Annotated in this window: 11 protein-coding genes and 1 tRNA gene; 6 read left to right on the forward strand and 6 right to left on the reverse strand. The window is 43.1% G+C overall.

Going from position 1 to position 13,707, the window contains the following annotated elements; genetic code table 11:
• A partial coding sequence (locus WBM49_RS09015; protein ID WP_424371720.1) for a M20/M25/M40 family metallo-hydrolase occupies positions 1-1,041 on the reverse strand: 1,041 nt, incomplete at its 3' end.
• 117 nt (positions 1,042-1,158) lie between these two features.
• On the opposite strand from WBM49_RS09015, the gene WBM49_RS09020 reads away from it, so the two are divergent.
• A tRNA-Leu gene (locus WBM49_RS09020) sits at positions 1,159-1,240 on the forward strand.
• Between the two features lie 291 nt (positions 1,241-1,531).
• Here the strand turns inward: WBM49_RS09020 and WBM49_RS09025 are convergent.
• From WBM49_RS09025 to WBM49_RS09040, 4 genes are all read right to left on the reverse strand, one after another.
• The gene (locus WBM49_RS09025; RefSeq protein ID WP_424371721.1) at positions 1,532-3,949 is read right to left on the reverse strand and encodes a TonB-dependent receptor domain-containing protein; all 2,418 of its coding nucleotides are present in this window, start codon (positions 3,947-3,949) and stop codon (positions 1,532-1,534) included.
• Between the two features lie 123 nt (positions 3,950-4,072).
• Positions 4,073-4,201 carry a hypothetical protein gene (locus tag WBM49_RS09030; protein ID WP_424371722.1) on the reverse strand — a complete coding sequence of 43 codons (129 nt, stop codon included), beginning with the start codon at positions 4,199-4,201 and terminating at the stop codon, positions 4,073-4,075.
• Positions 4,202-4,347: 146 nt separating this feature from the next.
• Positions 4,348-5,670 (reverse strand): sugar porter family MFS transporter, encoded by a 1,323-nt coding sequence (locus tag WBM49_RS09035; RefSeq protein WP_424371723.1) that lies wholly within the window; start codon positions 5,668-5,670, stop codon positions 4,348-4,350.
• A gap of 64 nt (positions 5,671-5,734) precedes the next feature.
• Positions 5,735-7,072, reverse strand: coding sequence for a 3-deoxy-D-manno-octulosonic acid transferase (locus tag WBM49_RS09040; protein WP_424371724.1), 1,338 nt, complete (start codon positions 7,070-7,072; stop codon positions 5,735-5,737).
• Between WBM49_RS09040 and WBM49_RS09045 the strand changes: the two genes are divergently transcribed.
• Genes WBM49_RS09045 through WBM49_RS09055 form a run of 3 tightly spaced genes read left to right on the forward strand, consistent with a single transcriptional unit; the run spans position 7,071 to position 9,669 of the window.
• Positions 7,071-8,219, forward strand: coding sequence for a DegT/DnrJ/EryC1/StrS family aminotransferase (locus tag WBM49_RS09045; protein WP_424371725.1), 1,149 nt, complete (start codon positions 7,071-7,073; stop codon positions 8,217-8,219). The two genes, WBM49_RS09040 and WBM49_RS09045, sit on opposite strands and share 2 nt — an antisense overlap.
• 5 nt (positions 8,220-8,224) lie before the next feature.
• Positions 8,225-9,241 carry a UDP-glucose 4-epimerase GalE gene (gene galE / locus WBM49_RS09050; RefSeq protein ID WP_424371726.1) on the forward strand — a complete coding sequence of 339 codons (1,017 nt, stop codon included), beginning with the start codon at positions 8,225-8,227 and terminating at the stop codon, positions 9,239-9,241.
• A gap of 56 nt (positions 9,242-9,297) precedes the next feature.
• A complete protein-coding gene (locus tag WBM49_RS09055) occupies positions 9,298-9,669 on the forward strand; it encodes a hypothetical protein (protein ID WP_424371727.1) in 372 nt (123 codons plus the stop codon).
• Here the strand turns inward: WBM49_RS09055 and WBM49_RS09060 are convergent.
• Complete coding sequence (locus WBM49_RS09060) at positions 9,666-10,184, reverse strand: alpha-ketoglutarate decarboxylase (RefSeq protein ID WP_424371728.1); 519 nt, start codon at positions 10,182-10,184, stop codon at positions 9,666-9,668. The genes WBM49_RS09055 and WBM49_RS09060 overlap by 4 nt on opposite strands.
• Positions 10,185-10,298: 114 nt before the next feature.
• On the opposite strand from WBM49_RS09060, the gene WBM49_RS09065 reads away from it, so the two are divergent.
• Both WBM49_RS09065 and WBM49_RS09070 read left to right on the forward strand, forming a co-directional pair.
• Complete coding sequence (locus tag WBM49_RS09065) at positions 10,299-13,103, forward strand: 2-oxoglutarate dehydrogenase E1 component (protein ID WP_424371729.1); 2,805 nt, start codon at positions 10,299-10,301, stop codon at positions 13,101-13,103.
• Between the two features lie 9 nt (positions 13,104-13,112).
• The coding region (locus tag WBM49_RS09070) for a DUF3887 domain-containing protein (protein WP_424371730.1) at positions 13,113-13,707 on the forward strand (595 nt) is incomplete at its 3' end.

Below are 13,707 nucleotides of genomic sequence, written 5' to 3' on the forward strand. Positions count from 1 at the left end.
AAATAGCTCAGTGATCTCGTGCCATTCCTGATGTGGCACCAATCTCATGGAGATCTTTGCGTATGCTTTGCTGGCGATAACTGTTTTTGCACCTTCCCCCGTATACCCGCCCCAAATACCATTCACATCCAGGGTTGGTCTGATAGAATTACGCTCATTGGTGGTATATCCTTTTTCCCCGTAGACGGAATCAATACCAATCTCTTTCTGATAATCCTCCAGATTAAAAGGGGCTTTGGCCATGGCTGCACGTTCCTCCTTTGAAAGGTCCTGAACCTTGTCATAAAATCCGGGGATGGTTATATGATTGTTTTCATCGTGCAGGGAGGCAATCATCTTTGCAAGGATATTTATGGGATTGGCCACAGCACCTCCGTATAATCCCGAGTGAAGGTCCCTGTTTGGTCCTGTCACTTCTACTTCTACATAACTGAGCCCACGAAGCCCGGTAGTAATGGAAGGTACGTCTTTGGCGATCATCCCGGTGTCTGAGATCAGGATGATGTCATTGGCCAGTTTTTCGGTATTTTCTTTGACAAAGCCTACCAAGCTATTGCTACCCACTTCTTCTTCGCCTTCAATCATAAATTTTACATTACAGGGCAGGGCATTATTATTAACCATGTATTCCAGGGCTTTTACATGCATGTACATCTGCCCCTTGTCATCACATGCCCCACGAGCGTAAATGGCACCTTCCGGGTGGAGCGCGGTCTTTTTAATAACGGGTTCAAAGGGAGGGGAGTTCCATAGGTTGAGTGGGTCCGGGGGCTGTACATCATAGTGCCCATAGACCAATACAGTTGGTAAAGCAGGATCTACTTGTCTTTCTCCATACACTATTGGATAGCCATCTGTTTCACAGATCTCCGTATGGGTGCAGCCAGCTTTTTGGAGCGACTTTTCGACTATTTCGGCCATATGAAGTACGTCATGTGCAAAGGCGGAGTCGGCACTAATAGATGGGATTTTTAAGATTTCAATAAGTTCATTTAGGAATCTGTCTTTGTTCTCTTCGATATAAGCTTTAGGCTCTTGCATGAATACGGCTTTGATTTATGGTTAAAAATACAAAAACTAGGAGGATATTTTTGTGTGTGAATTATTTTAAAATTGAAATTTTGACTTATATTTGCAGCCCCGTATGAAACGGGAACTGCAGGCGTGGTGGAATTGGTAGACACGCTAGACTTAGGATCTAGTGCCGCAAGGTGTGAGAGTTCGAGTCTCTCCGCCTGTACAGAAAAAAAGCTTCTCTTTTCAGAGAGGCTTTTTTATTTTAGATATTCATTTGTGGTGGCCCCGATATCCCGATAGTTATCGGGAGGGGGGTAGACACGTCACGCCTTGGCGTGATGCCGCAAGGTGTGAGAGTTCGTCCCGATAACTATCGGGACTCCGCCTGTACGAAGTAGAGGCCCATCCGGATAGGATGGGCTTTTTTATGATGAAAATCTTTTGTGTTTTTTATATGTAAGGACGGACAGATGAGGATCATCGAAAATGGTATCTTTTTTTATATGGCTATATCTTAAAATTTATAGGTAAGGCTGAGGCGTACCACCTGGGTTTCGAAGTAATTTTCGTAAAGTCCGGAGAAATTTTCCCCATTGATCTGTTGCCTGATGCCATATCTGTTGAGCAGGTCCGTAGCAGAGATTGTACAGCTAGCTTTGTTATCCCAAAATGATTTTTTAATCCCCAGATCCAGAGAAGAACGGGCCAATTGTTCTCCCTGCGGAATATTGCGCTTCGAAAAATACACCCAGCTCAATTGTGTTACCCAATCTCCCTCAAAGGTAAACTCCGTATTGATCTTTGTGTCCCAGGCATTATTTCTTGAACTATCGATCGTAAATGAGCGCTCAAATGGAAACAACAAGGTGCCCTGGAAAGCATCAATCTCATTGACGTACCAATTTAGGGTTGCCCCAATTTTCCATTGGTCCATAAGATCCTGACTCAGTAATACCTCCACCCCGGAATTGGTTGCCTGCCCGGTATTTTCGTAGATGCGATTTATGATATCATAGTCTGGGTTAGAATCATCAATACTAAAGATACGCATATACTGATCTTTGATCTGACGGTGGAATACCGCCGAGAACAGGGACCCATCTGTCCAGGAATATTTGTGTCCTATTTCAAAGGAATTCGTGAATTGCGGCCTGAGGTATGGATTTCCAACTTTTAACAATTCCGGATCATCATATTTAGGAAAAACACGTAATTCTGGTTCTCCTGGGCGATCAATCCGACGGTTGTAAAAGGCAGAGATTTTATTATTATCATTGAGTTTATAGGTGTATCTCAGACTTGGAAAAAGTTCAAAATACCGGTAAGCGTCATTGTTTGGATAATAGGCATTTACAGGATCAAGATCGTAAAATACCTTTGTTTCTTCTGCTCTTAGTCCGGCCTCAACGTCGAATTTTTCTTTTTCGAGCAGGTAGTTCACATAGCCGGCATACAGGTTCTCCCCCCAGTCTGAAAAAGTGCCCAGATCTGGATAGATGATCGAATTGTTCCCGGGGGTAATAGTGTAGGTAACTGGTAGTCTTCTGATTCTGGCTTTTGCCCCTAATTCAACACGTCCCTGCTTTAGTGGTTTAACGTAATCGGCTTCAATACTGGTGGTATTTTCGATGGCCCTTATGTTGGTTTTATCGCGCCCAATGCGGACCGCAGAGCTATCGTTAAGGGAATAGGTTTCATCTTCGAGGCCCTGTGTGTATTGAATGCTTGCACCCAGGGTATGCCCGGGCTGGGGGAATCTGTGACGGTAATTTGCCGCTACGTTGATATAGCGGGTCACTTCTTCTTCCTGCCAGGTGTACAACCGGTTCCGGATGTTACTGTTAAGGTCAATAAAGGCTACTTGTGCCGTATCAATATGTTTTTCCCGATCGTAGAGGCCCGAAATCGTAAAGCTGTTGTTCTCATCCGGATCGTAATCAATACCGCCATTAATAATGGATCGGAACTGCCTTCTGTTCTCGGGGACCTGAGAGATGATGTTTCTCCCGTCATCGTAATTTCTGGTGGTAAATTCATTATTGGGAAGGGCTTCCTGAAGGATGAATTCTGACTGAAGGAAGTAGTTGATCTTCTCTTTGCGATAATTGAAATTAATACTTGGGATCAGTTTTGGATTAAAGTCATAAGAACCGAGATCTGTCTCGGTATCTGCTTTTCTTTTCCCCAGGGCTCCCATGCCAAAGGAGAGTCCGACATTGCCATTTAGTCCGGTTTGTTTATTTTTCTTGTAGATGATGTTTATAATCCCTGCAAATCCATTGGCGTCGTATTTGGCCGAGGGGTTATTGATGATCTCTATCTTGTCTATGTTAGAGGCGGGGATATTTGCCAGACCTTTCTGATTCCCAAAACCCGTAAGGCTGCTCTGCTTACCATCAATTAGGACTACTACCTTATCGCTGCCCCGCAATATGACTTTTCCATCCTGGTCAAAGGCAACGCCCGGCATGGTTTTCATCGCATCAAGGACAGAACCGCCTGCTTGTGCTACGGCATCTTCAAGGTAATATGATTTTTTACTCAAGTCGGCATCTACTGTCGCCTGTTTTCCCACAACCTCCACCTCACTCAAGATCTCCGCAGAGGGCTCCAGGAGGATCTTACCAAGATCAAAAACTGGGTTGAGCCCACCGGCCAGAAAGGATTTTTCTACCGTGGTATAGCCTATAAATGAAAAATATAGCTGGTATCTTCCCAAAGGGAGGTTTTGTATCCAAAACAGACCTTCCTCATCGGTTATGGCACCCGTTACTAGAGTAGAATCCTTATAATCACGAATCGTTACGTTAGCGAAAGCTAACGGTTCTGAAGTATCTTCGTCCAGGATCTGCCCACTAAGAGATACGGTTTCCTGGGCACTACCTAAAGAAGAGATGAAAGCAGTAAAAAGCATAAGAAATAATGGACGCACTTACTTCAAATTCTAAGCAATATACAATAGTATGTCTCTACTCTTCAAAATTTGTCGAAAAATTGACTTGGACTATTTTAACCTTGTGAATAATAAGGATGAAAATATGTAAATGAAGTTTTATTAAAAGAACCCAAAGGCTGCAAGGATTAAGCAAACCACTACGGCGGCCAGTATTCCTACCAGGACTACCACCATGACGCTTAAAAATCCATTGAGTATTTTAGTGCCGAAGGTAATTTCTTCTTCCATGTTTCAAGTGGTTTGGTCTAATTTACTAATTAAAGGTCAAAAACGGACTATTAGCAAAGGACAATTTCAACAAAATCTAAAGGCATATTGCATTTTAAAGATGTGAAGCTAAAATTCTCGATAAAAAGGAAAAAGGCTGCTTATTATCACTTTTGCGGACTTAATCTTTTACTTAATTCCTCCAGAGAGATCCCTTTGGTCTCTGGCATCATAAAAATCACAAAAAGGAGTTGTAAAACCATCATAAAGGCAAAGATGCTAAAAACAATGCCGGGTCCTATACTGCTAAACAAGAAGGGTATGGAAGAAGGAATGATGGCTGCTAACACCCAATGTACAGAGCACCCAAAACTCTGACCATAACTTCTGAGGTGATTGGGGAAAATTTCTGAAATGAAAACCCATATTACAGATCCTTGCCCTATGGCATGTGCGGCGATAAATACAAATAAAAAGATAGCGACGGCCATACCCTCCCACTCCAAGAAGAAGGCGCATGCTACCAGACTTAGGGAGATGATATAGCCCACAGATCCTATATACATTAATTGTTTCCTGCCCATTCTGTCTATGAGGTAAATTCCTATCAGGGTGAATACCATATTCGTAACTCCTATCCCTATACTGCTCAACAGGGCAGTACTGGCACCCAATCCGGCCTCTTCTAGAATTCTGGGGGCGTAATATAAAAATGCGTTGATCCCGGAGAGTTGGTTAAAGAAGGCAAGGAGAAATGCAAGCATCAGGGGAAACCGATATTTACGGATAAAGATATTTTCTCCGGGGATAGTATTCTGATTCTCGGTCTTTACGTCCTCTAAAAGCTGATCTATGTTGCCCGTTGGATTGATACTCACAAGTACTTCCCTGGCCTCTTCAAAACGCGATTTGCTCAATAACCAACGGGGACTCTTGGGGATGCCAAAGGTCATGAGGGTATAAATGGCTGCCGGGATGGCCTCAACCCCAACCATCCACCTCCAGGCATTTTCGCCTATGCCACTTAGCAGGTAGTTAGAGAAGAATGCGATAAGGATTCCAAATACAATATTAAACTGATAAAGCCCCACTAGTTTACCACGGTCCTTGGCCGGCGCTATTTCTGAGATATAGGTTGGTGCCGCCACGGTTGAGGCTCCCACTCCGAGTCCGCCAATAAACCTGAATATTGCGAAAGTAATGGGATCATTGGCAAAAGCAGATCCCACAGCAGACAATGTGTAAAAGACACCAATCCAGATAAGTGTTTTTTTTCTGCCAATTTTATTGGTGGGGATACCCCCCAATAAGGCTCCTACCACCGTTCCCCATAAAGCCATACCTATGACCACTACCCCATGGAAACTATCTGAAGACTGCCATATGGCCTGTAACGTTTTCTCTGCTCCTGAAATTACCACGGTATCGAATCCAAATAGGAATCCTGCTAAAGCAGCAGTGATTGAAAAGCGGAGGACCTTCTTATCCATACTAGGTTGGTTTTAGGTAAATCTAAAGAAAATATCCCTTAAGTAGTGAATAAGAAGAGGATCTCTACAAACTCATGTGTTCCTGAATATAACGTATGATCTTTATACTGGCACCTTTTTGATCTTCCACATACTGTGCGTTGATCTTTCCCATTTTTTCTCTCTTGCTGGGATGCTTTACTAATTGATCTATAGTTTGAGTAAAGGATTCTGCCGAATCGACCACAGAAATTCCTCCAAGACTCACCAGGTCCCTTGCTTCATTAAAGCCGTCGTATTGAGGACCTACAACAACAGGGATCCCAAAAACAGCCGGTTCCAGAGTGTTGTGCAATCCTGTGGCAAAACCTCCTCCTACATAGGCTATATCGGCATAGGAATATACCTTGGTTAACAACCCTATGGTATCCAGAATAAGTACCTGATATTCCGATAGATCCTCGTCTTCTATGTCAGAGTAAAAAATAACCTTAGAGGGGATTGATTCTCTTAACTTCTGTAGGTGCCCTTCCTTCATATCATGGGGTGCGATCACTACTTTTAAGGAAGTTGGACGTTGCTGTAAATAGTGACCCAGTAGTGCTTCATCTTCCGGCCATGAGCTGCCCAGCACTAAACATAGAGAAGTGCCTTTAAACCTTTCCATAAAGTTGAGATTATTGTTCCTTTCAAGGATCTCACTAACCCGGTCAAAGCGGGTATCGCCGGAAAGAGTAGTGTTGCTAAAGCCACTTTTTTGCAATAATTCAAAGGAGGAACTGTCCTGTACAAAAAGGTGGGTAAATTTCCCTAAAGCGTTTCTCATAAAACTTCCATACCATTTAAAGAAAACCTGCCCTGAATTAAATCTGCCCGAGATCATTAAGACAGGAACCTTCATTTTTTGGAGACTTCTGAGATAGTTGGGCCAAACTTCATACTTTACAAAAATGGCCAAAACAGGCCTAACCTTTTCCAGAAAGCGGTCTACCTTATGCGATATATCCATTGGGAGGTAAGTGATCAGATGGGCTTCCTCAGAATTCTTTTTTACCTCATATCCGGAAGGAGAGAAAAAAGTGACCAGGATCTTGTGACCCGGATATGCAGACCTCAGCTTTTGGATCACAGGAAGTCCCTGTTCAAATTCTCCCAGGGAAGCTGCATGAATCCAGATAATCTTATCCTGCTGAGTAATATGCTTATCTAAATATGAAAAGACCCCGTGCCTGCCCTTGATAAATAGCCTCAATTTTGCATTGAAGAATGCCGGTATCCTTAGCAAATACCAGGTAGTGGAGATCGCAATATTGTAGATAAAATACACCAATGCTTCGTTTGTCGCTAAAATACGCTTCTTTGGGTAATTACATTGTTCGCCGTTCCTTAATTTTGTAATTTTGCGGGCATATTTTACAAGCATGAAAAAAATACAAATGGTTGACCTGGTAGGTCAATATCAGGAGATCAAAGAGGAGGTGAATGTAGCTGTTCAACAGGTTTTTGATACGGCTGCCTTTATCAATGGACCTGAGGTACAGGCTTTTCAAAAAGAACTCGAAGACTATCTGGGGATAAAACATGTCATCCCCTGTGCCAACGGCACGGATGCACTTCAAATTGCGATGATGGGACTGGGATTAAAACCGGGAGATGAGGTCATTACGGCCGACTTTACCTTTGCTGCCACCGTGGAGGTCATTGCGCTATTGGGGCTAACCCCTGTACTGGTGGACGTAGATCCTGAGACCTACAATATTGATCCGGTAGCCGTAGAAAAGGCGATCACTGCAAAAACAAAGGCCATTGTCCCTGTACATTTATTCGGACAATGTGCACCTATGGATGCACTGTTGCAGATAGCTGAGAAACATCAACTTTTCCTTATTGAAGATAATGCACAAGCCATTGGTGCCACCCATACATTTAAAGATGGCAGTAAGAAGAAAGCAGGAACCATGGGTCATGTGGGTGCTACTTCCTTTTTCCCATCAAAAAACCTCGGCTGTTACGGGGATGGAGGCGCGATATTTACGAATGACGATGAATTAGCTCACTATATCAGAGGGATCGTTAATCATGGAATGTATGAACGCTATCACCACGATGTTATTGGGGTGAACTCCAGACTAGATTCTGTTCAGGCTGCCGTGCTTAGGGCAAAATTGCCCAGATTGGATGCCTATTGTGAGCGCAGGAGGGAAGCAGCCAGGAAATACAATTTGGCGTTTCAGGGGAACAAGGCCATCATTCTTCCAAAAACCGTGAATAATTGCGGGACCATTTGCAGTACGTGCGATTGTCATGTATTTCACCAGTATACACTAAGGATCACTAATGGAAAACGCGATGCCCTTGCAACTCACCTGGCAGAGAAAGGGATCCCCTTTGGCATCTATTATCCTATTCCATTGCACAGTCAGAAGGCATACAAGGATACACGCTACAAAGAAGCAGACTTCCCTGTAACCAACCAATTGGTAAAAGAAGTGATCTCCCTTCCTATGCATACCGAACTCGACGATGAACAAATAGGGTTCATTACTCAAACTATCCTGAATTTTATATAAATATCATGAAAATACTCGTAACAGGAGGTCTTGGATTCATAGGTTCCCATACTGCCGTAGAATTACAGCAAGAAGGTTATGAAGTGGTCATTATAGACAACTGCTCTAATGCCTCTGAAGAGGTGCTCGAAGGGATCACTGCGATCACCGGAAAAAAACCACTTTTTGAAAAGATAGATCTTAGGAATAAAGAAGAGGTAGCTGATTTTTTTAAGAGGCATTCGGATTTGGACGGGCTTATCCATTTTGCAGCTTCAAAAGCCGTTGGTGAAAGTGTGGAACAACCCTTGTTATACTACGAGAACAATTTAGGCACCCTGGTGTATCTGTTACAACACCTGTCCAGACAGAAGAGGGCCCACTTTATTTTTAGTTCTTCCTGTACCGTATACGGCCAGGCCGATGTAATGCCCATCACTGAGGATGCGCCTGTAAAACCTGCAGAATCGCCTTATGGAAATACAAAACAAATAGGAGAAGAGATCATTTCAGATACCTGTAAAGTAACACCCCATTTGCACGCTATTTCGCTGAGGTATTTTAATCCCATGGGCGCCCACCCAAGTATAGAAATAGGCGAGTTACCAACCGGGGTACCGCAAAATCTGGTGCCTTTTATAACTCAGACAGCCATAGGCTTACGAGAGAAACTCTCGGTTTTTGGGAACGACTACCCAACGGCAGATGGTACCTGTATCCGAGACTATATTCATGTGGTAGATTTGGCAAAAGCCCACGTTGTTGCATTGAAAAGGCTTATTGAGGGAAAGAATGAAATGAATTATGAGGTATTCAATGTCGGAACCGGAACAGGCAGCAGTGTCTTGGAAGTAATACATAGTTTTGAAAAGGTCTCCGGGAAAAAGTTGAATTATCAGATAGTGGGAAGAAGACCTGGGGATGTAATTAAAGCGTATGCGGATACCTCCAGGGCTAATGCAATCTTGGGCTGGAAAGCCCAGTCCTCGCTCGATGAGGCCATGCGTTCTGCCTGGGAATGGGAACAAAAAATCAGAAAATAGTAAATACACTTCCTTCTTTAAATGATCCGGTTTTGCCCTGGCATCGTATGTAAGATATGGCCAAGGAATACACTACAAGTCTGGAACTACTGAAGTATGCCGCTTCCATTTCCCTTTACGAGAAGCTGGTTGTTCAATTGCGGAAAGATTTTGGCCTGGCAAATATTAATCTTGACCTTCCTGAGAATGTTGGCCCCCTGGAATTGAAAACCATCCTCAAGGAAAAGATCTATGTATTACTACTAGAACGTTTTACAGACTACTTAAACCTGCTTTATGTGGTTGATGTTCCCGAAAAAGCTTTTTCGGCCATAGAGAGCACGGATGTTGTAGAAGTGGCAGAAAAGGTTAGTTATTTAGTGTTGAAGAGAGAGTGGCAAAAAGTTTGGTTAAAACAATCCTATGATTCGGGAAACCATAATGCTTAAAAGAACACACGGATAAAAGGCATCCAGGGATCGGCATAGATGCTTTTGCCTTCATTGTAGAGTACATCATAGCGAATCCCGAAAGTAACCGGTCCGCTGGAATAACCCACTCCAATAAAAAGTACAGGAAGCCAATAATCTTCTTTAAGGTCCGGAAAATTGCTGCCAAAACTCCTGTGAACGCGTAATTGTTCAAATTCTGATGAAAACTGAAGCGCACGAATAGGATTGTAATATGCCAATACCCCCGGGCCATAGGCAGTGAATCTACTGTCTCCAAACTTGGCATAATTAAAACTCAAACTACTACCCAGCGCAAATTGCTCATTAAATTGATAGATGGCACTGGGAGCTGCAGCTATAGTCACCACCTCATTGCCAAATCCTACCCCAAATGCGCCACCATATCGTACCTGGCTCCAAAATGGACTTTGGTCATTGTATCCTTGAGAAAAACAGCTCATCAAAGCACTCCCAAGAGCGCATATTATCAAGAGAAACTGCTTTTTGTTCATCCGAAGTAACTTCACGTTTTCAAATTAGGAAATATTAGAACGCCAGATCATTCTATAAAGTATTAAATATTGTATTTTTGATTAATTTTTGTCACAGAAAGTTTACTGTTATTCATGGATAAATATTCCTTTTTAAACGCCGCCCATACGTCCTTTTTTGCAGAAATGTACGATAAATATCTGTCCCATCCGGATAGTGTGGAACCCAGCTGGCGAGCCTTTTTTCAGGGCTTCGATTTCGGTATGGAAAGTGCCCTGGATGAAATTGGGATAGACACACATACTGCCACCGCCACCAGTGCTAACGGACAGGCAGTTGCAATACCCGAATCTCTTAACAAGGAATTCCGGGTCGTAAGGCTTATTGACGGGTACAGAACTCGAGGCCATTTGTTTACAGCCACCAACCCCGTTAGAGCAAGGCGTAAATACAGCCCTACGCTCGATTTAGAGAATTTTGGACTGTCTGAAGCAGACCTTGATACAGTTTTCAATGCAGGGGAGATTATTGGTATTGGATCTAACACTTTACGAGCGATCCTTCATAACCTAAAGAGTATTTATTGCGATGCGATTGGAGTGGAGTACATGTATATACGAACTCCGGAACGGGTAAAGTGGATACAGGACTGGTTAAATAAAAACGACAATCATCCCACATTTACACCAGATCAGAAAAAGAATATCCTGAGGAAACTCAACCAGGCAGTATCTTTTGAAGGTTTTCTCCATACCAAGTATGTAGGACAAAAAAGATTTTCACTGGAAGGCAATGAATCCCTTATTCCGGCAGTTGATGCCATCGTTGAAAAAGCCTCTTCCCTGGGGGTTAAACAATTTGTAATGGGGATGGCCCATAGGGGCAGACTTAATGTACTGACCAATATTTTTGGAAAGGCAGCAAAGGATATTTTTAGTGAATTTGATGGAAAAGATTATGAGCAAGAAGTCTTTGATGGGGATGTTAAGTATCATTTGGGTTGGACCTCAGAAAGGACGGCTGATAATGGTAACAAAATTAGTATGAACATTGCCCCAAACCCCTCCCATTTGGAAACCGTGGGGGCAGTGGTAGAGGGGATAACGAGAGCGAAGCAAGAGCTGTATTTTCCGGATGACTATTCCAAAGTATTACCGATAATTGTTCATGGTGATGCAGCCATCGCCGGCCAGGGAATTGCCTATGAACTGGTGCAAATGGCTAGTCTGGATGGCTATAAAACCAATGGAACCATCCATATTGTCGTTAATAATCAAATTGGTTTTACCACGAATTATCTAGACGGTCGCTCCTCCACCTATTGTACGGATGTGGCTAAGGTAACTTTATGCCCCGTGCTGCACGTCAACGCAGACGATGTGGAAGCTGTGGTGCATGCATCCATTTTTGCGTTAGAATACAGAATGCGATTTAAAGGCGATGTTTTCCTGGATCTATTGGGGTACCGAAAATATGGGCACAATGAAGGGGACGAACCCAGGTTTACACAGCCAAAATTGTATAAGGCCATCGCCAAACATAAAAATCCCAGAGATATCTACGCGGAAAAATTAGTCGCTGCGGGGGTTATAGATAACTCCTACGTCAAACTTTTGGAAGAAGAATACAAGTCGAGTTTAGAAGTTGAGTTGGAGGATTCCAGAAAGGAAGACAAGACAGTGATCACTCCTTTTATGGCAGACGAATGGAGCGGTTTTGTAAATGTGCGCGAATGGGAAATGATGGAAGTGGTAGATACCAGTTATGACAAAAAGAAACTTACCCAGATCGCAAAGACCATTACAACCTTACCCAAAGACAAGAAATTCCTGAGAAAGGTTGAAAAGTTAGTGGAGGATCGAAGAAAAATGTTCTTCGAATCTAATAAGCTCGATTGGGCCATGGGCGAATTACTCGCTTATGGATCCTTGCTCGAAGAAGGCTATGGGGTGCGTATGAGTGGGCAGGATGTAGAACGAGGAACTTTTTCCCACAGGCATGCTGTAATGAAAGTGGAAGAAAGCGAAGAAGAAGTAATGCTACTGAATCAAATTTCTGATTCTCAGGGTGTTTTCCATATTTATAATTCCCTTTTGTCCGAATATGGGGTCCTTGGATTTGATTATGGCTATGCCATGGCAAGTCCCAAAACACTTACCATTTGGGAAGCCCAATTTGGTGATTTCAGCAACGGTGCTCAGATCATGATAGATCAGTATATTTCTGCGGCCGAGGATAAATGGAAATTACAGAATGGACTCGTTATGTTGCTCCCTCATGGATATGAGGGTCAGGGTGCAGAACACTCTTCTGCCAGAATGGAACGTTACCTGCAATTGTGTGCAAGGGACAATATGTATGTAGCAGATGTTACTACCCCAGCCAATATGTTTCATTTGTTGAGAAGACAAATGAAGAGTAATTTCAGAAAACCCCTTATTGTATTTACTCCAAAAAGTTTATTGCGTCATCCCAAGGCTGTATCAACGGTAGAAGAGATGGCCAATGGGCGTTTTGAAGAGGTTTTTGATGACACAGAGGCCAAGATAGCTCAGATAAAGACCCTGGTTTTTTGCACCGGGAAATTCTATTATGACCTGCTTGCGGCAAGGGAAGAATTAAACAGGACCGATGTAGCGCTGGTTCGTGTAGAACAGCTGTTCCCACTCCCTGCGGAAAAGATGAGGAAGATCGTCAAAAAATATAAAAATGCAGACGACCTGGTATGGGCCCAGGAAGAGCCAAGGAATATGGGGGCGTGGTCTCATTTGATGATGCATTTTAAAGGAGTTCAGGATTTCAGGGTGGCCTCCAGGCGTTTTTATGCTTCTCCTGCCGCCGGAAGTTCTGTACGTTCTAAAATGAGACATCAACAGGTTATCGACTATGTTTTTGACAAGACCAAAGACAATATGACCAAACAGGCGTTCAAAAAATGATCTGAAGGAATGAAGAAATATTTTTTGCTGCTTTTTTGGATGTGTATTGTGGGGTATTCTCAAGACGAGATGCCCGGGTATGCTAATGCTGTATCTCAATTTGCTTCCCGCTACAATGCACAGGATTATCAGGGAGTTTATGAACTCTTTGATGTTAATATGAAAAAAGCCCTCACCCCTGAAGAGAACAGGCAATTCCTGTCAGAAAATGTAAATCGGGTGATGGGAAACATTCAAGAATGGGAGTTTGTGGGGTATCAACGAGGTGCCCATGTATACCGAACGTTGTTCGACAGAGCCCTGACGGATATTTTGATCTCGTTAAGTGCCCAGAACAATAAGATCAATGGTTTTTACATAAGTCCGCCAAAACCCTCAGGAACTCCTATCCTGGAGCGAAATACTACCAGAATGATCATCCCCTTTGAAGAAGAGGTTTTTGTATTTTGGGGAGGAACTGAGCTGGCTCAGAACTACCATGTTGCAGAGATATCGCAACAATATGCCTATGATCTTCTTATGGTGAAGGATGGCAGCTCCTTTGTGGGAGATCCGCAGATCAATGAAAATTATTTTGTTTTTGGAAAAAAAATATTAGCTCCCT

Origin of the sequence: Muriicola sp. (assembly GCF_049669965.1) — a bacterium.
Taxonomy (GTDB): Bacteria; Bacteroidota; Bacteroidia; order Flavobacteriales; family Flavobacteriaceae; genus Muriicola.